Raw genomic sequence first — 25255 nt, 5'->3', positions numbered from 1 at the left:
CTTTTCATGCGGCAAAGGACCTCGATCGATCTCAATGAGAAGCCACCCGCGCCAGCTCCGCCAGCGGCCAGCGCGCCCGAACACTGACGCCCAGCCCCTTCTGACGCTCGCCGGCGGCCAGCCGCAGTGCCCCCGCGTAGGCGATCATGGCGCCATTGTCGGTGCAGTACGCCAGCCCGGGGTAATACACCTTCACTCCCAGCTTGCCCATGGCCTGAGCCAGCCGCTCGCGCAACATGGCGTTGGCGCTGACGCCACCGGCCACCACCAAACGTTTGGCGCCCGTGGCCTGCATGGCCCGGCGGCATTTGATCACCAGAGTGTCCACCACCGCTTCCTGGAACGCGAGAGCCACATCGGCGCGGTCCTGGTCATCCAGAGCGTCGGCACCGCCGAGATCGTGAATGGTGTTGAGGGTGAAGGTCTTGAGGCCCGAGAAGCTCATATCCAGGCCGGGCCGGTCGGTCATCGGCCGGGGAAAGCGAAAGCGCCCGGCCTGCCCCTGCTCCGCCAGACGGCTGATCGCCGGCCCGCCGGGATAGCCCAATCCCATCATCTTCGCCGCCTTGTCGAAGGCTTCACCGGCGGCGTCGTCCACGGATTCGCCCAAAGGGACGTATTCACCCAGGGCACGGGCTTCCAGCAGCAGTGAGTGCCCACCACTGACCAGCAGCGCGACAAAGGGAAAGTCCGGGGCATCATCCTCCAGCAACGGCGCCAGCAGGTGCCCTTCCATATGGTGTACCGGCAACGCCGGCACGCCCCAGCCATAGGCCAGAGCACGAGCGACACCGGCTCCCACCAGCAGGGCTCCCGCCAACCCCGGGCCGGCGGTGTAGGCGACGCCGCCCAGTTCCCGGGCGCCGATGCCGGCGTCGGACAGGACCTGGCGCAGCAGGGGCAGCAACCGCCGCACATGGTCACGGCTGGCCAATTCCGGCACCACGCCACCGTAGACCGCGTGCATATCGATCTGACTGAACAGGGCCTGACTCAACAGGCCCTGTTCAGTGTCGTATACGGCCACGCCGGTCTCGTCGCAGCTGGTTTCGATGCCCAAAACGCGCATTTCGCCTACCTCAAAAAACAGAATCCGGCCGGCGGCGCACCCGCCGGCAAGGGTCGGCATGATAGCCCGGCACGCCGCCATTTGCATTTACCTACCGGTCACGGGTAGAATTCGCGCCCTGCCGCCTGGGTGGCCGTCCCCATGACGTTTGCCCCCGAGGGACCACCTGAGCCCGAGGCGGAACCCACACAACTCAACACTTTTTAGGTAGGTGATACTTCATGCCTCAGGTGAAAGTAAAAGAAGGCGAACCCTTCGACGTGGCCCTGCGCCGCTTCAAGCGCTCCTGTGAAAAAGCCGGTGTTCTGTCCGAAGTCCGCCGTCGCGAGAACTACGAGAAGCCGACTCAGGAACGCAAGCGTAAGCGCGCTGCCGCGGTCAAGCGTCACCTGAAGAAGCTGCAACGCGAGCAGCTCGCCCGTAAGCGTCTGTACTAAGACCGTTTCCGGTCCTTGACCATGAGCGCGATCAAAGCACAGCTCGCCGATGCCACCAAAGACGCCATGCGCGCCAAAGACAAGGCGCGCCTGGGTGTTCTGCGTATGGCCATGGCGGCGCTGAAGCAAATCGAGGTGGACGAGCGCATCGAAGTGGATGACGCCCGCTCTCTCGCCGTGCTCGATAAACTGGTCAAGCAGCGCAAGGATTCCGCCGGTCAGTACCGTGACGCCAACCGTCCGGAACTGGCCGAGGTGGAAGAAGCGGAAATTCTGATCCTCCAGGAATTCCTGCCCCAGCCCCTGAGCGATGCCGAAATCGAGGCGTTGATCGACGAGGCCATCACCAGCACCGGCGCCGCCGGCATGGGTGACATGGGCAAGGTCATGGGCTTGCTCAAGCCCAAACTGCAGGGCCGGGCCGACATAGGCGCGGTCAGCGGCAAGGTCAAAGCCAGGCTCACTGGCTGATTCCGGGCCCGGCACGCGGTTCCCGCCCACCCCCGGCGGCACCCTCATCAGTCCTCATAAGCCGTTGTGTGCCGGCTTCCACCACTTTCTCTCATTAGCCGGACTTGCCATCAGCCCGGGTGAGTTGGAATATTCTTCCCATGGCCGGTTTGATTCCCGAACATTTTATTCAGGATCTTCTCGCGCGAATCGATATCGTGCCGCTGATCGACGCCCGCGTGCCGCTGAAGAAGACCGGGCGGAACTATTCCGCGTGCTGTCCGTTCCACCAGGAGAAGACGCCGTCGTTCACGGTGTCCCCGGACAAACAGTTCTACTACTGCTTTGGCTGTGGCGCCTCCGGCGATGCCCTGCGCTTCGTCATGGAGTACGACCACCTCTCCTTCCCCGAGGCGGTGGAGCAACTGGCCGGCCGCGCCGGTGTGGACATCCCGCGTGAAGAGCATCACGACAGCCGCGAGGAGAAGGCACGCCGGAGCCGCCTGCAAACCCTGTACGATTTGCTCGGACGGGCGGAGCGCTACTATCGTCAGCAGTTAAAAAGCGCCCCGGACCGGCAAAAAGCGGTGGCTTACCTGAAAGGCCGGGGACTCAGCGGCGAGATCGCCGCCCAATACGGCCTGGGCTTCGCCCCGCCCGGTTTCGATAATCTAACGACCGGGCTGTCGCTGGATCAGGCCGGGCTGGAGCAAGCCCTCACTGCTGGTCTGCTGGTGCGGCGCGAGGACACCGGCCGGGTTTACGACAAGTTCCGTGACCGGATCCAGTTCCCGATCCGGGATGCCCGCGGCCGCACCATCGGCTTCGGCGGCCGGGTACTCGGCGACGGCAAACCCAAATACCTGAACAGCCCGGAAACCCCGGTGTTCCACAAAGGCCGGGAACTGTACGGGCTGTGGGAATGGCGCCGCAGCCGCGACCGCAGCGACCGCCTTTACGTGGTGGAGGGTTACATGGATGTGATCGCCCTGGCTCAGCACGGGGTGCCCAACGTGGTGGCGACCCTCGGCACCGCCACCAGCCCGGAGCACTGCCAGACCCTATTCCGGCAAGTGAACGAGGTGGTGTTCTGTTTCGACGGCGACAACGCCGGCAGACGCGCCGCCTGGCGGGCTCTGGAATCCGCCCTGCCGTCCCTGGACGACGGCAAGCAGGCGCGCTTCCTGTTCCTGCCCGACGGCGAGGACCCGGACACCCTGGTGCGTGCCCAGGGGCCGGAAACCCTGCTGGCGCTCACCGAGAAGGCGGACACCCTGTCCAGCTATCTGTTCCGGCATCTTTCCGAAGGGCTGGACCTGAACACCGTGGACGGCCGGGCACGGCTGGCGCGGCTGGCGCTCCCTTACCTGAGCAAGCCCTCGGGGCCATTCTACCGGGTGCTGCTGGAGGAGGAACTGGCGCGGCTGACACGACTGGAACGCGCCTCCCTGGAGCGGCTGCGCCAGGAAACACCGGCCGAACCCGCGCCCCGGCCGGCGGCGCCCCCCAAACCCGCGGCTCCGCCTCCCCGGGCCACCAGCCATGAGCAAGAGCCGGATTGGGACGAGACACCGCCGCCGGACTTCCCGCCGGCCATGGCGAACGAGCCGGATGATATCCCCGCTCGACCGCATCAGGCGTCGGGCGCCCGCCGCCCCGGCCTGAGCCTGGTGGAACGGCTGGTCCTGCTGCTGCTTTCCCATCCTCAGGTGGTGCGTGACCGCCCACTCCCCGAGGGCGTGGAGGAATTGGACCTGGCACGGGTCGATCTGCTGCTTCAAGTGGCCGGCGCGGTGCGCGAGCACGCCACCCCGGCGGCGGCACTGGGCGCCATCATGGCACTGGAACAGGGCGAATCCCTGTCCCGCCTGCTGCGCGAGGCACTGAAACCCACCATGGACGACGATACCGCGCGGCGGTACTGGGACGACGCCCTGCACCGCCTGCACACTCTTGCACTGGAACAGACATTGAAAACCGAGGAAGCCCGCCCCGATCCAGACCTGGCGCGGCTTTCGGAACTGCACCGGGCCCTCGCCAAAGCACGCGCCGGGCACCAGGCGGAACCATAGCGGGGGCTTGTGATTACTGGCTCCACCCCCCATATCCGCGTATAATACGCCGTTTTCCCAGGACCACGGCTCTTCCAACTACGGGCATTTCGCATGACGACTCAAAAACAGCAACAGCAGTCACAGCTGAAGCAGTTGATCGCACTGGGCAAGGAGCAGGGCTACCTGACCTACGCCGAAGTGAACGACCACCTGCCCGAGTCCATCACCGACACGGATCAGGTCGAAGACATCATCCAGATGATCAACGACATGGGCATCACCGTGGTGGAAAAAGCCACCGATGCCGATGAGATCATGATGGGTGAAGGCGCCGACAGCACCGACGAGGTTGCTGCCGAGGAAGCCGCCGCCGTACTCGCCTCCGTGGAGAGCGAGCCGGGCCGCACCACCGATCCGGTGCGGATGTACATGCGTGAAATGGGCACCGTGGAGCTGCTCACCCGGGAAGGCGAAATCGAGATCGCCAAACGCATCGAGGAAGGCACCCGAGAAGTCATGCACGCCCTGGCCTTCTGGCCCGGCGCAGTGGAAATGGTGCTGGATGAATATGACCGTATCCTGTCCGAGGAACGCAAACTGACCGACGTGATCGCCGGTTATCTGGATCCGGACGATGACGGCGCCGCCGCCACCAACGCCAACAAGGAACCGCGCTTCAATCAGAAGAAGCAGGCGGAGGCCGAGGAAAAGGATAAGGACGACGACGAAGACGACGACAGCAGCGACAGCGACGACGACAGCGAAGAGGATGAAGGCGGCCTGGATCCGGCACTGGCGGCGGAACGCTTCGCCGAGCTGAAGAAGCGCCATGAAAAGGCCGAACGGGCGCTCAAGCGCAACGGCCGCGACCACGCCAGCAGCGCCAAGGCTCTGGAGGCGCTGGCCGAGCACTTCACCCTGTTCAAGCTGGTGCCGCGCATCTACGATCAGTTGCTGCAAGGCGCCCGCACTCACCTGGATATCGTGCGCAAGTTCGAGCGCCAGATCATGGCGCTGGCGATCCGCCGTGCCGGCGTGCCACGCAAGGACTTTGTACAGCAGTTCCCGGGTAACGAGACCAACCTGGAGTGGGTCGCCGCCCACGCCAGGACCAAGAAGGCCAAGGACTACTCCGAGCGCCTGATGACGGTGGCGGACGACATTCAGCGCAACCAGCGCAAGATCATCACCGTGGAAGAGGTCATCGGCCTGCCGGTGGCGGACATCAAGGAAATCAATCGCCGCATTTCCATCGGCGAAGCCAAGGCCCGCCGCGCCAAGAAGGAGATGGTCGAAGCCAACCTGCGGTTGGTGATCTCCATCGCCAAGAAGTACACCAACCGTGGCCTGCAGTTCCTGGATCTGATCCAGGAAGGCAACATCGGCCTGATGAAGGCCGTGGACAAGTTCGAATACCGCCGTGGCTACAAGTTCTCCACCTACGCCACCTGGTGGATCCGGCAGGCCATCACCCGCTCCATCGCGGACCAGGCCCGCACCATCCGGATTCCGGTGCACATGATAGAGACGATCAACAAGATCAACCGCGTGCAGCGCCAGATGCTGCAGGAAATGGGCCGCGAGCCGACGCCGGAAGAACTGGGCCAGCGCCTGGAAATGCCGGAAGACAAGGTCCGCAAGGTGCTGAAGATCGCCAAGGAGCCGATCTCCATGGAAACCCCCATCGGCGACGACGAGGATTCCAGCCTGGGCGATTTCATCGAGGACGGCAACGTGGACTCCCCAGTGGATTCCGCCACCTCCCTGGGCCTGGAAGAAGCCACCCGGGAAGTGCTGGCCAACCTCACCGCCCGGGAAGCGAAAGTGCTGCGCATGCGCTTCGGCATCGACATGAACACCGACCACACCCTGGAAGAAGTCGGCAAGCAGTTCGACGTCACCCGGGAGCGGATCCGGCAGATCGAAGCCAAGGCTCTGCGCAAGCTGCGCCACCCCTCCCGCAGCGAGCACCTGCGCAGTTTCCTGGACGCGGATATGTAACTCGTTATATAACTATCGGCCCGGACGGCGACCGCCATCCGGGCCTTGTTTTTTCGGGGATAAACGAAGACACAAAGGACCACCGGCAACTCACCACCGAGACCGCCGGCCGGGGCAGGACACCGTCTCCCGCTCTGCTGAACATCCTCCGAGTTCCAAAGGGCCTATAGCTCAATTGGTTAGAGCAGCGGACTCATAATCCGTTGGTTCCAGGTTCAAGTCCTGGTGGGCCCACCATTCTTGCGTCAGTCGCAGCCAGCCGTGTTCTTGTAACCGTAGCTTGGCCGTTTTGGACAAGCCATGGTGATGATTAGGCATAATTTGTCCTCACCAGATCCAGCAATCCTGCAAGTTTCTCGAAGGATCCAGCTTGCGCCTTAATACCGGCCTTCAGACTATTGACTATGCAAATGTAAATTCATAGGCTTAACGGACTCCGGTTAGTTAAAGCGCTGGAGGCTGATTGGTTACACCACAGTCAAGTACGAACTGGACTATCCAAGCTATTACTGCATTTCGCAGCACCAGCTTGAAGCTTGGCTCAATGCTGACATGGTGATCAGAGTGCTTCATAGCATTCCTCCAATTACATTATACATTAGAGTATTTTTGCGGCGTTGCCCGATCAAACAGGTCTGGGCATCGTAGGTCGGCTTGTGTGATTCTGATATCACCAGGCTTGGCCAAGCGGTATCGTAAGGTTCCGCTCGACGGTGGCGCCATGCAAGTGGCCGCAGCGTGCTTGCTGCCACCGGTTCCAGAAGGCAAACAATGCAGAACGCTAAGAAGGACTGGTATAAACGGCGTACCTACGCTCACTTTGACCGCCCTATATCCAGAGACAAAGCCGAAAGGCTCGTCACTTCCCCATCCAACGTTGCAAGTCACGCCTTTTGGCCTGTGATCTTGAACCCACAAGAAACCACTTCGAAGAAAGAGGTCTCTGGTCGAAGAGTCCACACAACCAAACGTCGGCCAATTGCCTATGCTGCACACAGTGACTCACATATCTACTCTTACTATGCTCATGTCCTCGGCGACCGCCTGGAAGAGCTGTACAAAAAAGAGGGAGAGGATCATGTTTTGGCTTACAGGCGCTTCGACGTCCCTAAATGCAACATCCATTTTGCGCACGAAGCCTTCAGCTATATTGCCTCTCACCGCCCATGTGATGTAGTCGCAATTGATGTTGAGGGATTCTTTGATGCTCTGGATCATGAAGAACTCAAAAATCAGTGGAAAAGGATTCTTAACGAACAAAGCCTTCCTAACGATCATTATGCCGTTTATAACGCCTGCACAGACAGCTCAGCCGTAACACTCCCGGAATTACGAGACTTATTCGGAGGAGAAGTTCGGCGCCGCGCAGGATCTTCTGGCGCAGCGATTTGTACCCCGAAAGCATTCAGAGAAGATGTGAAGCCATTATTGCGCCACCGGCATGACATCGTCTGGGATATCAAACGAAAACCCAAACCACCTCAAATATCAGGTATCCCGCAAGGATTACCGATTAGTGCTGTCTTAGCTAATCTCTATATGTATAACGCAGATAAGCGCTTGAACCAGATCATCACAGGTTTGGGAGGCGTTTATTGGAGATACAGCGACGATATTCTTCTCGTCGTCCCTTCCGGGAAAGGCCAAGAAGCGGAAAATAACGTAATTGCAGAGCTGGACGCCGTAAAGTTGACTATCAATAATGGTAAAACTGTCAGACGCAGGGTTAGGGATGACAGCGGCACCATAAAAAGCTTCTCTTTGGACGATAAATATTCCGAGGGGGAACCAGCCCCAGTGACGTACTTGGGCTTCAACTTCGATGGAGAGGAAACAAGGGTCAGAGACTCCACCATCTCTAGATTCATGATTAAAGCTCACAGGGCCATAGAAAGGGCAAGAGTCGCAGCTGCAAGCCGGAAAAACCCTCATCTAAAGAAACGCCAACTATATGCCAAGCTCACGTCAATGGGTTATGGCTCGGCCTATGGCAACCATGTCTACACTCGTGAGGGCGGGATTCTACCAAAAGGGGCCCCTCGACTTGGGTTCTTTCGCTATTTAAAGCTAGCTCAAAAAGTCATTGGAGGCGACGGCATCAATAAGCAGCATAGACAGATCGAGTCCAAGATGCACAGAGCAATTCACGACGCTGAAGCAAAACTAAAGGCTAAACTCCTCGAATCCTAGCCGGGAAGAGCCGAACATTCCTTGCTATATACTTGCTTGAGACCCACAAGCAACATAGCCCATCAATTGTAAGTACTCACAAACAACTAATCACGCGCATACTCAAGGCCGGACAGACTATCCCTTCAGAATCCGGCCAACTTATGGTTTCACGAACACAAGCGAAGGCTCCCGCGCCCCCGTCCCATAGCCATTTGACACAAGAAGCCCTCCGCAAGCCCTGCCTACACTGATCGACACTTTCAACCGATCAGGAATCCCCATGTCCCCTCCGATCCTGCTTGAGATCCGCGACGCCGTCGCCCACGTCACCCTGAACCGGCCGGAGCAGGCCAATGTGCTCAATGACGAGATGTCGGCGGCGTTCATGGAAACGGTGGAAGCCCTGGCGCGGGCTTGCGCCCAGGGCCAGGTGCGCGCGGTGCTGCTGTCCGCCAAGGGGCCGCATTTTTGCGCCGGGGGTGATATCAGTGGTTTTGTCGCCAGTGACGATCTGGCCGGGCTGATGGACCAGGGGATTCCACCATTGCACCGGGCCATTCACACCCTGAGCACCTTGCCGGTACCGGTGGTCAGCGCGGTGAACGGCTCGCTTGGCGGTGGCGGCATCGGCGTGGCGTTGTGCGCCGATCTGGTGCTGGCGTCGTCATCGATGAAGCTGCGCGGTGGCTATTCCGCTATCGGCCTGAGCCCGGATGTGGGAGTGTCCTGGGTCCTTACCCGGCTGGCCGGACCGATGCGCGCCAAACATATCCTGTTCACCAATACGCCACTGACCGCGCGGCAGTGTCTCGCCGCCGGTCTGGTATTGGAAATCCATGAGGACGACCAGTTGATGCCGGCGGCGGAGAAGCTGGCGCGTTCTCTGGCGGCGGGCGCCACCGGTGCTCTGGGCCGGATCAAGGCGCTAGTGGATCAGGCCGGCCGCCACTCACTGCGGGACCATCTGGAGCGGGAACATCACGCCATGGTGGTCAGCGGCGCCGGCGCGGAGTCCGGCGAGGGGGTGCGTGCCTTCATGGAGAAACGGCCACCCCGCTTTGACAACAACAACTAATCCCATACTTTCCGCCAGGAGCCGATCATGTTGCTCAACCAGCGTTTGCACTCGCATCACTGGTACCACCGCACCGTTTCCCAATTGTTCGCCGAAACCTGCGCCGCTTATGCGGACAAGCCCGCGATCCTGTTCGAGGGTCAGGTGATCCGCTTTGGTGAGTTGTTCGAGCAGGTTCAGGAGATGACCCAAGGGCTTCTGGAACTGGGTATCGACAAAGGAGATGTGATCTCCACTCTGCCCAGCGCCACACCCGAATTCGCGGTGCTGTATTTCGCCACTCTTCAGGCCGGAGCGGTGGTCAACCCGCTCAATCTGCTCTGGGGCACGATGGAATTGCAGGGCGTGTTGCAACGCAATCAGCCCAAGCTGGTCGTCACCGTGGATCGCCAGGGGCCACGGGATATCCTCGCGCTACTGGAGGGTGCACTGCCGGATCTGACATTCAAACCGGAGACGTGTTGCCCTTCCCTGCCTTCTCTCAAGCGGGTTGTTTGCGTGGGCCGGCACGGCCCCGCGCCGCCGGGTTATCTCGACTTCAAGGATTTGTCCCGACCAGCCGATCGCACCACGCTGCAACAACGTCAGGAGCAGGGCCGGGCCTCCGACGTTCAGTTCATGTGCCAGACTTCCGGTACCACCTCTTTATCCAAGAGCGCGTTGTGGGATCATCGCCCGCCTCTGGCCACCGCCCACTTCGGCGCGCGCAATTTGCGCATCACCGAACAGGACCGCTTCATCTGTCTGGCACCGTTCTATCACAACAGCGGCCTGTTCGCGCTCAACATGAATCTGGCCTATGCCGGCACCACTTTGGTATTGATGGATGGCTTTGATCCCGCCAAGGCGCTGGACCTGATCGAGCAGCACCACTGCACCTGCACTTTCGGTTTCGACGCCCACTGGCAGGGGCTGCGCCGCCAGCCGGATTTCGAAAAGCGCCAGTTCACCATCAGCAAGGCGATCCTGGCGGGTGAGCCACGCACCTATGATATGGTGCGCGACATGTGCCCGGCCGGTGCCACCATCAACAATCTCTACGCGCAAACCGAGAATGGCCCGCTGGTGTCTCTGGCGGACCATGAATGCGTGGACGAAGCGGTGAACAAATACACCCACGGCCGCCCTCTTCCTGGCGTGCAGGTGGTGATCAAACACCTTGATAGCGGCGCCCGGGTGGCCCAGGGCGAAGCCGGGGAAATCTGCTACAAGAGCCCGTATCTGTTTCAGGGCTACCACCGGCAACCGGAAGAAGTGGACAAGGCCTTCGACGAGGAGGGCTATTTCCACAGCGGCGACTACGGCCACCTCGATAATGGCTACCTCACCTATCTGGGCCGCCTGGGCGGCGTGGTCAAATCCGGCGGCGAGAACGTGTCCACCACCCGGGTCACCACGGACCTTCTGGAGCGCTTCGAGGATCTGTTCGACGACGTCAAAACCGTGGGCATCGACGACGCCTACTGGGGCACCCGGGTAGTCAGCTTCGTGCGCACCCGCGATGAGCAACCACTGCCGCCCTCGGAAGCATTGCGCGAGGCCTGCAAAGGGCATATGGCCGCCTATGAGATCCCCAAGGACTTTTTACCCTGGGACGGCGAATGGCCGATGACGCCGGAAGGGAAAATCGACTTCAAGCAGCTTCAGCAACAAGCCCGGGAAACGCTCGGCGAAAGCCAGGGCAAACGCTAAGTGAAACATCCGCACGGGAAGCGCGACCGGTTCAGGCGGGCGGCATAGCCAATAAGCAGGGCCCGCCAGATCCGGCTTCCGTCAGGGGAATCAGCCGGCCCTTGCCTTACTTCCGCCACGCAACCGCCTCACCAGACTCACCAGCGCCAGTACCACCATGCCGGCGATCAGCCCGCCAATCAGATTCACCAGCACCGGTACCGCCCAGGATACCGCCCCGGCCAGTTCGCTCAGATGGTGCACCCAATCGTGGGAGCCGGGAACGCCGTGCACCAGAATGCCGCCACCGACCAGGAACATGGCGATGGTACCCAGCACCGACAAGGTTTTCATCAGCCACGGGGCCAAGGTCAGCAATCCCCGGCCGAGAGCAATGCGGGCCGGAGCGGCGAAACGGTCCTCGGGAGTTTTCATCAGCAACAGGCCCGCGTCGTCCAATTTGACGATGCCGGCCACCAACGCGTACACCCCGATGGTCAGCAGCAAGGCAAGGGTACTGAGAGAAATCACCTGCACCCCGAAACTGGCGCTTTGCATGGCACCGAGGGAGATCACGATAATCTCGGCGGAAAGAATGAAGTCGGTACGAATGGCACCTTTGATTTTTTTCTTCTCGAAGGCGACCAGATCCACCTTGGCATCCTGTAACGCCTGGAGCCGTTCTTCCCGGTTGTGCTCGTCCTCACTATGCAGGAACTTGTGCAGGACTTTCTCGGCGCCTTCATAGCACAGGTAAGCCCCACCGATCATCAACAGCACGGTGATCGCCCAGGGTGCGAAGGCGCTGATCAGCAGCGCCGCCGGCACCAGAATCACTTTGTTGAGCAGGGATCCTTTGGCCACCGCCCAGACTACCGGCAGTTCCCGATTGGCGCGCACGCCGGATACCTGCTCGGCGTTCAGCGCCAGGTCATCCCCCAGCACCCCGGCGGTTTTCTTCGCCGCCACCTTGGTCATCAGGGATACGTCATCGAGCAACGTGGCGATGTCGTCGATCAGTGCCAGCAAACTGGTTCCGGCCATACTTCTCTCCTTGGGGCGGGCCGCCCGATGGCGCCGCGGCAAAGACAAGAAAGTACACGTGACCATGGGGATTCGGCAAATTCCCCTGTTTCCCATCCGTGTCACCGGGCAGCGCCGGGCAGGCAACGGCGCGGATCGGCTTTATCAGGTGACCACGCGCCCGCGCCTGAATGCCGCCAGGAGAGCCAGCAATGCCAGAGTAGCCGCACCTATACCGCCCCCATTGCCCGAGCTCTCCTGGTGACCTCCCAGGGTGTTCTCCACCGGCGCCACGCCGAAGGCCAGGACACCGGCCTCCGGGCTCAGATCCCAGGGGCCATTGTCATGCAATCGGATCTCCAGCGCATGATCGCTCAGTCGTCGATATGCATCGGACGCCATTAATCGATAGCGTTCGTTGCCGTCGATGACTTGAGAGGCGTACAGAAGAAGACGCGAAGACTCCGGCAGCGGTGCCTGGAAGGTAACACGCACCGTCACCGGCTCGCTTGTCATGGCGCTTGCCTGCAAATCGAACCGAATGAATCCGTATTGGTATTCCAGCCCGGCGTCACCGCGCGTGGTATCGGGAATGGAGGAATCTCCGTCCGGGTCCGTGGCCAGGGACATATAGCCGGTGGTGACGCCGGCAAAGCGCCAAGGCTCGCCCACGGCGGCCTCGGCGGTGGTGCCGGACAAGGCGTCTCCAGTCACCTGCCGCCCAGGGATACCGTCGAGCAGCGCCACACCGGCTGCCAACCGGGGATCCAGAGCCGCCGCGCCAGGCTCCAGGGCGTCGATGAGACCATCCGCATCCGTGTCCACCGGGTTCTCCGGGTCCTCCCCCAGTTCCTCCGCATCGGGCAAGCCATCACCGTCGGTATCCGCGTTATCGGCATCCGGGTTGAGCCCCAGCTGTTCCTTCAACTGGTCACTGATGCCATCACCTCCGCTGCTGCTGCCTTCCAGGCGCGCGTAACCTTCGAAGTCGGGCTGCACGGTCATCGGAAAAACACCCGTGATCTGAGTCCCCGGAATACCGTCGAGTACGCCCGCCGGCTCATCATCCACGGTGATGATCAAGATACGATTGGGGTTATCCGGATCCTCGGTGATCTCGAACCGGGTGCTGGTATCGGCACGGGGATTGCCGACATTCGGGTTGTAGATCTGAAAGCCGTGATAAACCGTGTACGTACCATCCAGATTATCGGTGAACCCGGCGGTAAAGCGATCATCCCCTTGCCCCTGATTACCGATGGATTGGACCTCGTAATCGAATCCCACGGTCAGGGTGGTGCCGCGAATCAGCACCCACCCCTCATCGAAGTTCCAGCTCCAGTCCGCATTTTGGATGCCTTTGCCCAGCACCAGCTCACTGCCGGCCTGGCAAGCTCCGGGACAACCTCGCATGGTGAGCAGGTGCTGACCATGATAGACACCGGTCAGGCCGGGAGTCCCGGCCATAGCCGCGCCGCAGATGATCAACAGCGGAGCACTCATCAAAGCAGTCTTCAATTTCATATCACCCCCTTCCTCGTTCCATATCGGGGGCTGCCGTGGCGCCCCTTCACCATCGGTAAGTTACTCCGGCGTAACCGTGAAATTCCGCGCCGGGCACAAAGGTCGGAGCGGTCAGGCTGGACTCGGGATCTTCCGCCGACAGCCCGCGGACTACGTAGGCCGTCTGCCAGGTCTCGTTGGTGAGATTGCGCAGATCCAGGAACCACTCCCAAGATGGCGTCGGACGATATGACAAAGCGGCCCCGAGCAGCAGATAGCTGTCCTGCTTCAGTCCCGCGTTGTAGTGATCGACATGGGTGTCTTGCGGCTGCCAACGGGCGGACAGTGTCAGGCCAAGCCGCCGCGACCAGTGATATCCCAATTCAGCGGTCACCAGGTGAACCGGAATGCCGGCGATCCGCTTACCGTCATACCGCCCGCCATGGAAACGGAAGTCGCTGTAGTTGTAGACCCCACGCACGGAGAGCCAGTCTCCGGAGCGGAACAGTCCACGCCCGCTTCGGGCGCTCACCGCCAGTTCAACACCCTGATGCACCGTATCGTGATCGTAGTTCACCGTGGTGCCGTCAATGGCGAAGTTCTGAACTTCCGCGATCAGCTCATCCTTGACCCGCGAATAAAAGTACGCCCCTTCCCAGGCGAAGGAGCCGGCAATCCGCCGGGCGCCCACTTCAAAGGTGTTCGCCATCTGCATTTCGAGGGGCTTGGTCATCAGATACAGGCTCGCCGGCGACGCCGGCACCGACCCCGGCCCCAGGTCCACCAATTGCCAAAAGGTGGGAGCTTCCGAACTCCGGCTCACATTGGCGTAGTAATGCGTGCCGGCGAAAGGCGAATAAATCAGTCCGAGCTTTGGATTGAGAGCGCGATAGGTCAGCTCGCTGTCGAGCAGGCCAGGGGCTCTCTCATCATCGACATTCCGTTGGTGCCACGCATACTGAAACGCGGCCACTGCCTGCCACCGTCGGGACAGGGGATAATTGATCTGCGCTCCTCCGACCACGTTGCTGGCCCGCAAATCGAGATCGGCGAAGCGCCTCTCCAGACTGCCGTCGTCGGGATGCACCAGATAGTATTCCCTGGGCATGGCGCCAGAGTTGGCGGACAGGAATACCTGATAGCGAGCCTCCGTTCCATCCGTATTGGGAACAAACACCTCCGTCCCGTAATCCAGACCGAAATTGCCCGCCTCGGTATTGGCTTGCCAGGCCGGATTCTTGAACCGGTCCCGTATTGACTCAGCGTACAACCCCAGACTGTGGGAAGCCTGTTCCGTGTACCAGATGGTTTTGTTGGCCAGTCTGGTCTGCCGGGTGTCCCGTTCCGGCTGGCGCACCCGGACGTTGAGAAAATCCTCTGTGCTTTTATTGTCCGGATCAGCGTAGTCCCCCATCACCGAGTCTGGATCGGACAAGGCCCTGTCCTTGGTAAGCAGAAAGGGGATGTCGAAACGGTTATCCGCCAGATTCAGATAGGTTCGGTTGATCCAGTTCCCGCCCCGGTATCCGAAGTTGACAACGAAGGTGTTCCTTTGCGCGCCACTGTGGCTTCGCCAACCGTCGGATGCCTGATACCCGGCGCGTATGTAGCCATCCCATTGCTCTTTTTTTTCAGCCAGGGCGACACTGCCCCGCCAGGTGTTCCAGGATCCCGCTTCCAGAGAGACCGAGGACGGACTGTTTCGTGCCGTGCGCATATTGAAATCAATGGCGCCGCCGAGAGTGGTACCACCATATCGGAGCGCGTTGGCGCCACGGTACACGGAGATCAGGCTGGTTTGCTCGGGATCAATCAGGCCGATAATAAAGGAACCGTCCGCCTGATTGATCGGCAGACCGTCGTAAAGAATCTGGATGCCACGACTGACCGGATTATCCTGAATGCCTGATCCACGGATATTCAGTCTTGGCTGATCATTGCCGCCGAAGAACTCCTGGATGATGATCCCCGGCTCAAAATCCAGCACCCTGGCCAGAGTAGCCTGGCTACCCTCCTTCTCTCCGGGATCGATCAGGTTGGTCGCACCGGGCACGTCATCGAGCCGGCGTTGCAGTTCCCGCTTTTCATGCACCGCTTCGTTACCGGCTTCGACCGTCACCGGATCCAGACGGTTAGGCTCCGCCGCCAGAACGGTTGTGGCAACGAGCAGGCAACACGACAAACAACGCCGGATCATCGGCTCGCCTCCCACGGAGGGCAAGGCGGATCGATCAGGTCAGGTAGAACATGGCCTTGGCCAACACCACAATCAGCACCATGTGGATGAAAACACTGTAGTGGGTAATCTTGAAGCGCAGGGAGCTCATACTCCCACAGACGGAGGCCCGGATGGCGGTAATGAAATGCACCAGGACACTCAGCGCGAGCACAATCTTCACCGTCAGGAGTGTGGAAAAAACGCTGGAAAATGGAGGATACCAGCCAGCCCAATACACCCTCACCAGTAATCCGATCCCGGTGAGGAAGAGCAGCCCCACCACATAGGGCATGATCTTTCGCGCTCTTCGGTGAATGCCCTCCTCCACCAGCGTCATCATACCGGCGGGCAGATACCGACGGATGTTCTCCAGAAAGATCACCTCGAACGCCACGATGCCGATAAAGAAGATCGCGCAGAACAGGTGCAGCGTGATCAGTACTCCGTATTCCAATTCGATTCTCTCTCATTAAACGGTTGCAAAGCCGAATCATTGCTCACCAACTCCCGGAACCTCAATGACATTTGTCATGGTGATAAGGGACGCCAGGCGTCCCACGGCACCTATCTCTTGCGGCGGATGAGCAAGACTGAAATCAACCCCAGCAATCCCAGGGGGAGAGTGCCGCCACCCCCGGAACCGGAGCCACCACCGGCGCCGTCATTACCATCACCATCGCCGCCGCCATCTCCGTCTCCGTCCCCGTCCCCGTCCCCGCCGGAATCTTCTGGCTCGGTGGTGGCGAGCACCAGGTTGACCAGTCGCCCGCCGTCCTCGTAGGGGTAATCGTCCGGTAGCGCGACGATGTCCTGGTCTTCATCAATGGGTGAAAACATATGGGTGGAAACCGTGAACCGCACGCTCTGTTCGTCAAGCCGGGTATACGGCACCTCCACCGCCAGGCTGGCCCAGATGGTCGGTGCCAGAATTTCCTCTCCGTTGATCACCTCGGAGGCACTGTTGAGCACGCGCCGGACGGTGAACAACCGGAGCCCTTCCGGGATCCCCCCGGCGAATTCCAGCTGCATGGGTGGCGCATCGGGAAGCAGGCGATACACCACCGTGCCGTCGGACAGCTCTTCGCCCAGTTTGACGTAGTCGACAATACCCGCTTCATCCAGGAACCCTTCAAAGTCATTTTCGAAGGCTTCGCCGAAAAGTCCGGTTCCCTGCGCACGCCACGCGCTGATTCCGGCTTCGAACGCGGGCCGGGCCAGTTCCATACTGGCGGCATGGTTGTCCATCAGCGTCTTCTTGCGCGCCAGCAACGTCTGTTGCTGCTCGGTCGGTTGATCCCCGAGACTGTCCCTATACGCCTCGTAGTCAGCCTTGCGGAACAACCAGTCTTTCTTGGCGGTGAGATATTCCCCCGCATACGGCTCGATGAATTCCTTGTTCCACCGGTCCCAGTCGGTGTCCCTGGCGGTGGTGGCAAACTGAATCTGGCCCAGATGGTAGCTCAGCTCCGCGCCGTCTCCGGCAATAAGGGGCAAGGACTCGCCCACCGAGCCGGGTTCAAAATAACGGGTGTCGATGCCGGTGACGGTATTGCCCAATTGAAAGCGGTTTCCCCTGCTGTTGGTCAACGTCACCAAGCGCCCGTCAAGCAGCTGTATGCCGGCAGCCACGGAATCATCCGCCGCGCCGTTGGCGCCTTCGATCAAATCGGCGATACCGTCGTTGTCGGCATCGATCGGCATGGTGACGATGTCACCGCGCCTGGCAACGTCCAGAACGGTATCGACGGCTACGCCATAGGCCTGTGCCTGGGCATCGGTCACGCCATCGCCGTTACTGTCCGCACCATCGTCCGGGTACATCACCGCGCTTTCGAACTGGGGAGAGACCCGGAAGGGAAACACCGCGTTGGGTTGCCCCTCGAACATGGCCGGCAACCAGCGCCCCGGAATCCTGTCACCATCAGGCCCATCAAGAGTGGTGATCGAAAGCCTGCCATCATCGGCTTCCTGTATCTCGAAATCCGTGGTGATCACGCCGAGAGGGTAGCCGGCGAAATCAAGGAAGATCTGTAAGGCGAATTGCGCGGTGTATGTACCGTCGCCATTGTCCATGAAAGTGCCGGTCACCTCGGATGGATCAGGCGTCTTTTCCGGAAAGAGCTGCCCATCGATTCGCTCCCGACCCGGGCTGAACAACTGGAACGGCGGCGAGGCCGTCTGCAAGGCATATATCCACCCTCCTCCGAGAGTGATCGTTTTGTTGTCAAAGTCCCACTGCCAATACTGCGTGGAACGACTGCCCCCAAGCCGGTTGTAGTAAGTGCTGTTATCGTACGGGCTGGTCAACAACTGGTTGATCGGCGCCCGCGGAATCTCCGCCGGTAAGGTAATGGGACTGTTCATATGCAGGGAATAACGACCGATATAGGTACCGTTCAGCCCCGTGGTCCCGGCCAGGCCGAGAGCGCTTTGCAATGCAAGGATGACGGCGGCAACGCGCGCGGCCATTCTCAATCTGGTATCAGCTTTCATGGGAGCAATCCTGATGTTTACGGTGGCGGGCACGCCTGGCATGCCCGCCTTCGCCGGTTGCCTGTCAGTAAGCGGAGCCGGTCAGTTCAATGGACAAATTAGCCGGGAATGGCGAGGCCGGAAGGTTGTGCCCGATGACCCCGTCGCCATCGGAATCGATGGTATCGATGATCAGAACACCACCGCTGTCGGTGATCTCCAGCGTGATCCCGGTATCCTTGTTGGGGTTGCCAAACAGCGGATTGAACACCTTGAAGTTGTAATTGAACGAATAGGTACCATCGCCGTTATCGGTAAACGGAATCGTCGTGCTCCCGGAGCTGATATCGGTCAAGGCGTAATTGAAAATGCCGGATATGCCCAGAAAGCTGGCGTTCACCTGGCCGTTGGTGATGGTCATTTCCGCGTTATCAAAATCCCAGTCCCAGTCGTAATAAGCCAGGCCGGTGGCGCGAATGGTGTTGTCGTCGGTGGTCCTGACCTGAATCAGATAATCACCATAGTAGGCGCCGGTCAGTCCGGGGGTTCCGGCCATCGCGCCGGCGCCCAGTTGCAGCGTGAAGATCCCCAGAATCGTGGCAATGCTAAGAAGCGGTTTCATGGCATTTCTCCGAAGATGAAAGGTCGTTCCTTGCTCCTGAAGACAGGAGCGCCTATCATCTGATAATCATTCTCAAACAAAAATGACTTTTATCAGTTCGGTGGGTGGGCCGTGTCCGTAATCGAAGCACTGAGCAAGACCGCCCTGTTTTCCGGGGTGGCATTACCGGCCTTGCGGGTCATCACGCGGGGCACGCATTCCATATCCGTGCCGTGCGGTGGACATTTGTTTGCGTCAGGTGATGAGGCACACGCATTCTTCCTGGTAAAGACGGGAATCGTTCGCCTTTACCGTGCCGGCCTGGACGGTGAGGACAAGGTCTACCAGGTCTTGGGGGAGGGGGATTTGATCGCCGAAACCGCCATGTTTTCCAACCCCTGCGTCTACCCGCTCTCCGCCCAGGCGGAGAGCGACTGCGATCTTTACCGGTTACAAAAAGAAGGTCTCGTCGAACTGGCCACCAACGATTCCCGCTTTGCTCTCTATCTGCTGGAGCAGATGTCGGGCCGGTTGTATCAGGCGGTCAATCGCTTCGATCATTTAACCGTGACCAATGCCAGCCAACGATTGGTGATGTACCTCCTTGACTTGATCCAGGAACAAAAAAGCCATTGGCTGACCCTGCCGGTCAGCGTCAAGGTTCTGGCCAGGCAATTGAACATGTCCCCGGAAACGCTTTCCAGATTGCTGGCCCGCTTCCGGGAAAGCGATATGATCAGCGGCCGGGGCCGCAAGTGGGTTATCTCCGATGCCGCCGGCCTCTGCCGGGTCACCAACCTTCCGCTACCGGATCCCATGTCCTCCATGGCGGGCGGCCAGTTTTTTCGCTGCTGCAACTTCGGCTAGGGGGGCTCCCGCACGCCCTGTCCGGACTGACGCCATGTCAGGAAAACGCCGCCCGCCCCACCGAGGCGCCGCCGTCCACGAACAGGGTCTGGCCGGTGATGTAGCCGCTATGCTCGCCGAGCAGAAATTCGATGGCGGCGGCGATTTCGTCCGGCTGGCCGAGCCGGTCCATGGGGACACCGGACAGATAGCGCGCTTCACCTTCACTTCCGGGCGGGTTGTTTTCGCGAAACAGTTCGGTTTCCGTCGGGCCCGGTGCCACCGAATTGACGGTAATACCGGTTTTCGCCAGTTCCAGCGCCCAGGTGCGGGTGAAATTGACCAGAGCGGATTTGGCGGAGGCGTAAGCGGTGCGCCCCGGCATACCCAGCACGGTCAGGCTGGAGATATTAACCACACGCCCCCAGCCGCGCTGGCGCATCCCCGGCAACACCGCCTGGGTGGCCTGGATGCTCGGGTGCAGATTCAGCGCCAGCACGCTGTCGAAGGTATCCAGATCGATCTCGCCCAACGGCTGCGGACGCACCGCGCCCACATTGTTGACCACGCCGTCGAAGTCAAAACGGTTAGCCAGATCCGCCAGCACCTGCCCGGTGTTGGCGCGGTCACTCAGGTCCGCGGAAATCAAAGTGCCAGGGAAATCCCCCTGGCCGGCGCCGCGGGCCAGGCCCACCACGCCGTGGCCGGCGGCGGCCAGCCGCTGGGCCAGGGCACGGCCGATGCCCTTGCTGGCACCAGTGATCAGAAAGGTTCTTGTTGTCATGTGGCTCTCCCGATTGTTATCCGAATAAGAGCCACAGTGTGCCGTGCCGGATCGGATCAGGACAACGCCCTTGATCAGCTTTCCCGCAAGGTGCCCACCGCCGCTTTCTGGAAAGCACGGCCACGCTGTTGCAGCCGTTCCCGCAGCCCGGGCAGAAATCGATGACTGCTGTAATAAGTGAAACGCGGAGCAATGGTCAACAGCGGGAACCAGGGCAGGATATGATCCGGCAAACCGAGCTGGCGCATCTTTTCCTTGCCGAGGAAATAACGGCTGGTACTCAGATGCATGTGATAGCGCAGCCGGCGGCGCACGCCCTGAAGACGGGGAAAACGGTGCGCCAGGGGCTCCCTGGCCAGCGCCCGCGCCAGTTCCGGCGTGGTCCAGTCCGGCTGGCTCTGGGTCATCAGGGTGTGATGCAAACGCAACGCGCCTTCTTTTTCGGTATCCACCAGCCACGGTTCCTGCACGCCCATCAGCCAGCAGGCGTAGCGCCACAGATGCATGACCGCCCGGGACTCCCCCGGCGTCACCGGGATCCCCAGCAACCGCAGACCGTTAAGCATGACCACGGAGAAGCCCAGATAGGTCGCTACCATATCCACCTGACTTAGCGGCAGCCCCCAACGCTCATGATCCCAGTCCTCGCGCCGGTCCAGATCCCGGCGCACCAAGGCATGCACCAGGCGCACCTGCAAGGTGGCGCGGTAGCCGGCGGCCAGCGGCTCCAGACCACCCACCTCGGTGCAGTCGATCCACCAATGACCGGTACGCGCCACCCGGCGGCCGGTGCCTTCCGTCAGGGCGCCGGTAAGCACCAGGGATTGATTGAACCCGGACAGCAGGTAACCCCCCATCAGCGCCAGGTCACGGAGCACGAAAGTGGCGCCCTCCCCGGTGCCATGAATGAAGCGGGCCCCCTGCGCCAACAGCGCCGCATCCACCCAATCCGGGCGGGTTTCCACCCCTCGAAAGAAACGCACCAGGGGCTCCGGGGCCTCCGTCAGGCTGTCCACACCCTGGCTCAGAGCCTGCTGGAACAACTTGTGGCCACGTCCCCGGCCATACTCTTCCATCCAGGCCACCAACTCATCCATGGCCGGGTCGCCCACCCACAGTCCATCCAAGGCGGCCTGAAACTCTTCCCGACTCGGCGCCAGGTCGCGCCCCAACCATAACCGCAGCCACAGCGGCGTGCGCCCCTGGGTCTTTTCAAACGGGCGGGCCCGGGTCGGAGCCGGGCGAGGGGTAACGGCAGCGTCCATGGCGAATCTCCTTTGGACAAAGGGCTCTTGTATTGCTTCAAACCATAATGCGAATATGTATTCGCATTCAATTCGCGTTTGGGCCCACCCCGGCCGTGGAGGAACGTCATGCGCAAACAACCCAGACAACGGCGCTCGCGGCGGATGGTGGACGCCCTCATCGACGCCACCGCCCAGTGCATTGTCGAACACGGCGTGGATGGCACCACCACTCCGCGTATCGCCGAATGCGCCGGCGTCAGCGTCGGTTCCCTGTATCAGTATTTCAGCGACAAGGACGCTCTGTTCGAGGCGCTCGGCGAGAAACTGGCTCACGATGTGGCGCGGGCACTCAAACGGCTGCCGCTGCCGGAATCAGCGAACCTGCATGATCTGGTCGGTGGCGCCATCCGCTTCGGCTTCGAGATGCTCAACGCCCGGGAGGGCCTGTTTCTGGAGTTGATCCGCAACTGGCACCGCCTGCCCACGGCCCGTGTGGCGGACGTGCTGCAGGATCACTTCCTGGAGCTGGCGCGGCTGTATTTCATCAAGCACCACCAGAGGTACCCGATCGCGGACCTGCAGGTGCGCATGTTCATCGTCGCCAACAGCACCTTGTTCACCATGGTGCGCCAGGTCAGCCAGGACGAGGGGCTGTTACGGCAGGAAGAGGTAGCCGAGGGACTCACCAATATGATCGTCGGTTATCTCGGCGGTGAGACAGGCCCGTCCCGGTAGTCTGGCCGGCACGGGCCCCGATTCAGGACAACCTGGGCTCAGGCAGGGTGGCGAGTTGCTCCCAGGCCCGTTGAACCCGCAGTTCCCGTGGTTTGGAGGCAATTTGGAATAACGGCTGGTCTCGCAGCCAGCGCCGCAATGCCGGGTCCCCGTTGTCACTGCCGCGCCACTGATCGGTCACCCTGCCATACAGGGCCTGCCCCTGACCGAGCAGGCCGGCGAGCGCCACGTGGGTCGCCGGGCTGCTGGCATCCACGCTAGCCAGACTGCCCAGCGAAAACAAATTGGCGGCCAGAGCTTCGATGAGCGGATCCGGCCAGCCACGATAGCGGGCTTCGCGCAGCAAATAGGCGTGAGTGGCGATGGCGATGAAGGTGTCTTCCACGGTGCGGAACGGCTTCACGTAATCGCTGTAACCATCGCCGGACAACACCGCCGCTCGCGGCACCCGGACATTATCGAAGGCCGCCGCCTGATGGGGCACTTCCGGCACGAATTCCAGCGGCGTTTTCTCCGAGAAATAAATGCCTTCGGAAGACGCCGGCACCGCCACCACTTTCAATTCCGGCCTGGCCTCTGGCTCATGGCCATTGACGCGCGCCACCACCAGCAACACATCCGCCACCGGCCCCAACGTGGTCCAGCTCTTTTCACCGCTGACGGTGACCGTGCCGTCGCCGTTATCGGTTACCTGGGTACGGATATCCCGGGGGCGATTGCCGCTGCTTTCAGTAGCGCACAGTGCCATTACCCGTTCGTTCTCCAGCAACTGAGGACGAAACGGACTCAGCAACCGGCGCAGTGCCGACTGATAGCCGCCGGCAAAGGCCCAGGCCAGACGGTCGGAGAGAAAGCCACCACTGACCGCCAGCGCCACCGGCGACAACCCTTCCGCGGCCTGGGCCCGCCATTCCGGCGCCCAATCCTCGGCGGTCTCCAGAGCGTCCACCTCCGCGCGGGAGCTCAACGCGAAACGCAAGGCGTCCATGAAATCGGATTGATCAGACATGATGCTCTCCCTCCCTCGGTATTATGAAGCGCGCAGCGGCTTCAAGGCGCCGGCCCATCGCTCCAGTTCATCGAGCATCGCCTGAGCGCTGTCCCGATGATGATCGTTACTTTCAAAGACACCGTCCTTAAGGTGTTGGTTCACCATCGGCACCATCACCTGCTCCACCAACGGCATTATTTTCAAGGTGGTCAACAACGGCTTGGTGGCCTGCACCGAACGCAGTCCCCCGGAAGCGCCGCCGTAGCTGACGAAGCCCGCGGTCTTGTAATTCCACTCCAGGTACAGGTAATTGAGCGCGTTGGTCAATGCCGGCGTCGGCCCGAAGTTGTACTCCGGCACGACAAAGACGAAGGCATCGGCGGCGTTCACCGTCTCCGCCCAGCGGCGGGTATGATCATGCTGGTACTTCTGCATTCTCGGGTGATTGGGCTCGTCCAACAAAGGCAGATTCATCTCGGCCAGATCCACCAGACGGGCGTCGAACGCCCCGTGCTCCCTGGCGACGGGATAGAACCAATCGGCCACCGCTTTTCCCACCCGTCCGGGGCGGGTACTGGCGATCACCACATCAAGACGCAGCATGCGTTGCCCTCCGATTGCAAAAGTGATGTCTACAATCTACTCCCCACCGCCGCTACTGCAAACCTTGAAGAAGCAAAACCACTCCATGAGAGCCCGCTTTGCGATCCCTGGCGATGGTGATGTACTGCTCGGACTGTGACCATTCCCGAAAGGCCTGGGCGTCGGGGAAGGACATCAGAATGGCTTTTTGGTAACCCCACTCCCCTTCCACTTGCTCCGGCGCTTCGTCGGCGGCGAGCAGCCGTCCCCTGAACTGCTGAAAGACTTCCATGAAACGGGACAGGTAACGCTGGTAGGCGTCACGGTCGGTGATGGTGATTTGGGCTAACGCATAGACGGTCATGATCGGCTCTCCTTAACAGGCTAGCGTCCTTATTAGGAGAGACCGGCTGGTCAGGCAATGACCGAAAAGCAGCAATCCATTGGCGGGATATTCCGGACACGGTGACCGGGGCGGCCAATGCCGCCCCGGACCGTCCCTCTTTTTTGGCAATATCTTTTAGTCGGATTCCGGGCAGAACAGATTGGCTTCGCCGCTACCGCTCAGCCGTACCAGGTCCACATCTCCCTGGAATGGCGTCCGCGTCGTGCTCCCCCAGGCGGCGCCGACCATGGCACCGGTGGCCTGGCTGGAAAGAATAGGCATGCCGGCGGAGCGATCAAACTCCGCCACGGTTTCACAGTCCAGCTGCACCGTGACGTGATTGCCGTCACTGCCCACCCACAACTCCTGCCAGGTGCCGGCTTCCCCCAACGCCACCACCAGACGACGCTCCTGGTTCGGGAAGTTCAGCACCGCGGCGGCACCGTTCATTTGCAAATCAAAGGCCAGCGCTCCCTGGCTTCCCAGCGAGAACACCGAGCCCTGCGGGTCGGCGGCACTGCGAGCCCGTACATGCAAAGCGAACGCCTCGCCGATCACGGTGTTGGCCAGCACCGAATTCCCCCGGGTGGACAGCTGATAGGTGCCATCGAAAGCCAGCACACCGCCAACCGCACCGCCCTCCCCTGGCTGTGGTCCGGTTTCCAGTTCCTGGTAGCCGCCGTCCAGTGCGTACAGCGGATTACCGTAGGCGGAATAATCGTTGACGCAGAAAGCCTCGCAATCGACGTCCGCGTCCATCACCCAGAACCCCAGCACGTGGCCATCAACAGGCATGTATTCCACCGGGTTCTCAACAGTGTCACCGGGTACTTCAATGACACGATCCACGTAGCGGGTGTCATCGCCGCCACAGGCGGTCAACGCGATGGCCATGGCGGCCAGGCTCAATGAAGTCTTGGCGAATTTCATGGTTTACTC

22 protein-coding genes and 1 tRNA gene are annotated in these 25255 nt (G+C 60.8%); 10 read left to right on the top strand and 13 right to left on the bottom strand.

Going from position 1 to position 25255, the window contains the following annotated elements:
• Positions 1–31: 31 nt before the first annotated feature.
• The gene (gene tsaD / locus A6D6_RS04335) at positions 32–1069 is read right to left on the bottom strand and encodes a tRNA (adenosine(37)-N6)-threonylcarbamoyltransferase complex transferase subunit TsaD (RefSeq protein WP_159660046.1); all 1038 of its coding nucleotides are present in this window, start codon (positions 1067–1069) and stop codon (positions 32–34) included.
• Between the two features lie 221 nt (positions 1070–1290).
• Here tsaD and rpsU point away from each other — a divergent pair, with 221 nt between their 5' ends.
• From rpsU to A6D6_RS04295, 8 genes are all read left to right on the top strand, one after another.
• Positions 1291–1506, top strand: coding sequence for a 30S ribosomal protein S21 (rpsU, locus tag A6D6_RS04330; protein ID WP_014993329.1), 216 nt, complete (start codon positions 1291–1293; stop codon positions 1504–1506).
• 21 nt (positions 1507–1527) lie between these two features.
• Positions 1528–1977, top strand: coding sequence for a GatB/YqeY domain-containing protein (locus A6D6_RS04325; RefSeq protein ID WP_159660045.1), 450 nt, complete (start codon positions 1528–1530; stop codon positions 1975–1977).
• 140 nt (positions 1978–2117) lie between these two features.
• On the top strand, positions 2118–4028 hold the full coding sequence (dnaG, locus tag A6D6_RS04320; protein ID WP_133491930.1) for a DNA primase: 1911 nt from the start codon (positions 2118–2120) through the stop codon (positions 4026–4028).
• A 93-nt stretch (positions 4029–4121) separates the two neighbouring features.
• Entirely contained in the window at positions 4122–6011 is a 1890-nt protein-coding gene (gene rpoD, locus A6D6_RS04315; protein ID WP_133491929.1) for an RNA polymerase sigma factor RpoD, read from the top strand.
• 160 nt (positions 6012–6171) lie between these two features.
• A tRNA-Ile gene (locus A6D6_RS04310) sits at positions 6172–6248 on the top strand.
• A 534-nt stretch (positions 6249–6782) separates the two neighbouring features.
• A complete protein-coding gene (locus tag A6D6_RS04305) occupies positions 6783–8201 on the top strand; it encodes a reverse transcriptase domain-containing protein (protein ID WP_159660044.1) in 1419 nt (472 codons plus the stop codon).
• Positions 8202–8463: 262 nt separating this feature from the next.
• Positions 8464–9258, top strand: coding sequence for an enoyl-CoA hydratase/isomerase family protein (locus A6D6_RS04300; RefSeq protein ID WP_159660043.1), 795 nt, complete (start codon positions 8464–8466; stop codon positions 9256–9258).
• A gap of 27 nt (positions 9259–9285) precedes the next feature.
• Positions 9286–10950, top strand: coding sequence for a class I adenylate-forming enzyme family protein (locus A6D6_RS04295; RefSeq protein ID WP_159660042.1), 1665 nt, complete (start codon positions 9286–9288; stop codon positions 10948–10950).
• Positions 10951–11040: 90 nt separating this feature from the next.
• Here the strand turns inward: A6D6_RS04295 and A6D6_RS04290 are convergent, their stop codons facing one another.
• The 6 genes from A6D6_RS04290 to A6D6_RS04265 form a co-directional block, all read right to left on the bottom strand.
• Positions 11041–11973, bottom strand: coding sequence for a DUF808 domain-containing protein (locus tag A6D6_RS04290; RefSeq protein WP_133491926.1), 933 nt, complete (start codon positions 11971–11973; stop codon positions 11041–11043).
• Between the two features lie 144 nt (positions 11974–12117).
• A complete protein-coding gene (locus A6D6_RS04285) occupies positions 12118–13476 on the bottom strand; it encodes a hypothetical protein (protein WP_159660041.1) in 1359 nt (452 codons plus the stop codon).
• 46 nt (positions 13477–13522) lie between these two features.
• Positions 13523–15652, bottom strand: coding sequence for a TonB-dependent receptor family protein (locus A6D6_RS04280; protein WP_159660040.1), 2130 nt, complete (start codon positions 15650–15652; stop codon positions 13523–13525).
• A 34-nt stretch (positions 15653–15686) separates the two neighbouring features.
• A complete protein-coding gene (locus A6D6_RS04275; protein ID WP_097058375.1) occupies positions 15687–16127 on the bottom strand; it encodes a CopD family copper resistance protein in 441 nt (146 codons plus the stop codon).
• A 110-nt stretch (positions 16128–16237) separates the two neighbouring features.
• A complete protein-coding gene (locus tag A6D6_RS04270) occupies positions 16238–18166 on the bottom strand; it encodes a hypothetical protein (protein WP_159660039.1) in 1929 nt (642 codons plus the stop codon).
• 64 nt (positions 18167–18230) lie between these two features.
• A complete protein-coding gene (locus tag A6D6_RS04265; RefSeq protein ID WP_159660038.1) occupies positions 18231–18767 on the bottom strand; it encodes a hypothetical protein in 537 nt (178 codons plus the stop codon).
• Between the two features lie 111 nt (positions 18768–18878).
• Between A6D6_RS04265 and A6D6_RS04260 the strand changes: the two genes are divergently transcribed.
• Positions 18879–19613, top strand: a complete 735-nt coding sequence (locus A6D6_RS04260; protein WP_159660037.1) for a Crp/Fnr family transcriptional regulator — start codon at positions 18879–18881, stop codon at positions 19611–19613.
• Between the two features lie 37 nt (positions 19614–19650).
• Here the strand turns inward: A6D6_RS04260 and A6D6_RS04255 are convergent, their stop codons facing one another.
• Positions 19651–20376 (bottom strand): SDR family oxidoreductase, encoded by a 726-nt coding sequence (locus A6D6_RS04255; protein WP_133491922.1) that lies wholly within the window; start codon positions 20374–20376, stop codon positions 19651–19653.
• Between the two features lie 74 nt (positions 20377–20450).
• A complete protein-coding gene (locus A6D6_RS04250; RefSeq protein WP_159660036.1) occupies positions 20451–21641 on the bottom strand; it encodes an oxygenase MpaB family protein in 1191 nt (396 codons plus the stop codon).
• 108 nt (positions 21642–21749) lie between these two features.
• Here A6D6_RS04250 and A6D6_RS04245 point away from each other — a divergent pair, with 108 nt between their 5' ends.
• Entirely contained in the window at positions 21750–22358 is a 609-nt protein-coding gene (locus tag A6D6_RS04245; RefSeq protein ID WP_133491920.1) for a TetR/AcrR family transcriptional regulator, read from the top strand.
• Between the two features lie 22 nt (positions 22359–22380).
• On the opposite strand, the gene A6D6_RS04240 is transcribed toward A6D6_RS04245, so the two are convergent.
• The 4 genes from A6D6_RS04240 to A6D6_RS04225 form a co-directional block, all read right to left on the bottom strand.
• Positions 22381–23367 carry an acyl-CoA dehydrogenase family protein gene (locus A6D6_RS04240; RefSeq protein ID WP_159660035.1) on the bottom strand — a complete coding sequence of 329 codons (987 nt, stop codon included), beginning with the start codon at positions 23365–23367 and terminating at the stop codon, positions 22381–22383.
• 21 nt (positions 23368–23388) lie between these two features.
• Entirely contained in the window at positions 23389–23952 is a 564-nt protein-coding gene (locus tag A6D6_RS04235; RefSeq protein ID WP_133491918.1) for an NADPH-dependent FMN reductase, read from the bottom strand.
• 52 nt (positions 23953–24004) lie between these two features.
• Entirely contained in the window at positions 24005–24295 is a 291-nt protein-coding gene (locus A6D6_RS04230) for a DUF1330 domain-containing protein (RefSeq protein ID WP_014993312.1), read from the bottom strand.
• A gap of 156 nt (positions 24296–24451) precedes the next feature.
• Positions 24452–25246, bottom strand: coding sequence for a LamG domain-containing protein (locus A6D6_RS04225; protein WP_159660034.1), 795 nt, complete (start codon positions 25244–25246; stop codon positions 24452–24454).
• Positions 25247–25255: the final 9 nt, after the last annotated feature.

Origin of the sequence: Alcanivorax xiamenensis (genome assembly GCF_009846745.1) — a bacterium.
Lineage (GTDB): Bacteria > Pseudomonadota > Gammaproteobacteria > Pseudomonadales > Alcanivoracaceae > Alloalcanivorax > Alloalcanivorax xiamenensis.
The sequence above is the reverse complement of the archived record's forward strand: the minus strand, read 5'-3'. Positions and strand labels throughout refer to the sequence as shown.

Bases quoted from the DNA above. Each gene is read 5' to 3' on its own strand.
- A6D6_RS04290 (WP_133491926.1), bottom strand. From the start codon at position 11,973: ATGGCCGGAACCAGTTTGCTGGCACTGATCGACGACATCGCCACGTTG.
- tsaD (WP_159660046.1), bottom strand. From the start codon at position 1,069: ATGCGCGTTTTGGGCATCGAAACCAGCTGCGACGAGACCGGCGTGGCC.
- rpsU (WP_014993329.1), top strand. From the start codon at position 1,291: ATGCCTCAGGTGAAAGTAAAAGAAGGCGAACCCTTCGACGTGGCCCTG.
- A6D6_RS04295 (WP_159660042.1), top strand. From the start codon at position 9,286: ATGTTGCTCAACCAGCGTTTGCACTCGCATCACTGGTACCACCGCACC.
- A6D6_RS04265 (WP_159660038.1), bottom strand. From the start codon at position 18,767: ATGAAACCGCTTCTTAGCATTGCCACGATTCTGGGGATCTTCACGCTG.
- dnaG (WP_133491930.1), top strand. From the start codon at position 2,118: ATGGCCGGTTTGATTCCCGAACATTTTATTCAGGATCTTCTCGCGCGA.
- A6D6_RS04280 (WP_159660040.1), bottom strand. From the start codon at position 15,652: ATGATCCGGCGTTGTTTGTCGTGTTGCCTGCTCGTTGCCACAACCGTT.
- A6D6_RS04240 (WP_159660035.1), bottom strand. From the start codon at position 23,367: ATGTCTGATCAATCCGATTTCATGGACGCCTTGCGTTTCGCGTTGAGC.
- A6D6_RS04235 (WP_133491918.1), bottom strand. From the start codon at position 23,952: ATGCTGCGTCTTGATGTGGTGATCGCCAGTACCCGCCCCGGACGGGTG.
- A6D6_RS04255 (WP_133491922.1), bottom strand. From the start codon at position 20,376: ATGACAACAAGAACCTTTCTGATCACTGGTGCCAGCAAGGGCATCGGC.
- A6D6_RS04285 (WP_159660041.1), bottom strand. From the start codon at position 13,476: ATGAAATTGAAGACTGCTTTGATGAGTGCTCCGCTGTTGATCATCTGC.
- A6D6_RS04325 (WP_159660045.1), top strand. From the start codon at position 1,528: ATGAGCGCGATCAAAGCACAGCTCGCCGATGCCACCAAAGACGCCATG.
- A6D6_RS04245 (WP_133491920.1), top strand. From the start codon at position 21,750: ATGCGCAAACAACCCAGACAACGGCGCTCGCGGCGGATGGTGGACGCC.
- rpoD (WP_133491929.1), top strand. From the start codon at position 4,122: ATGACGACTCAAAAACAGCAACAGCAGTCACAGCTGAAGCAGTTGATC.
- A6D6_RS04250 (WP_159660036.1), bottom strand. From the start codon at position 21,641: ATGGACGCTGCCGTTACCCCTCGCCCGGCTCCGACCCGGGCCCGCCCG.
- A6D6_RS04300 (WP_159660043.1), top strand. From the start codon at position 8,464: ATGTCCCCTCCGATCCTGCTTGAGATCCGCGACGCCGTCGCCCACGTC.
- A6D6_RS04230 (WP_014993312.1), bottom strand. From the start codon at position 24,295: ATGACCGTCTATGCGTTAGCCCAAATCACCATCACCGACCGTGACGCC.
- A6D6_RS04305 (WP_159660044.1), top strand. From the start codon at position 6,783: ATGCAGAACGCTAAGAAGGACTGGTATAAACGGCGTACCTACGCTCAC.
- A6D6_RS04270 (WP_159660039.1), bottom strand. From the start codon at position 18,166: ATGAAAGCTGATACCAGATTGAGAATGGCCGCGCGCGTTGCCGCCGTC.
- A6D6_RS04225 (WP_159660034.1), bottom strand. From the start codon at position 25,246: ATGAAATTCGCCAAGACTTCATTGAGCCTGGCCGCCATGGCCATCGCG.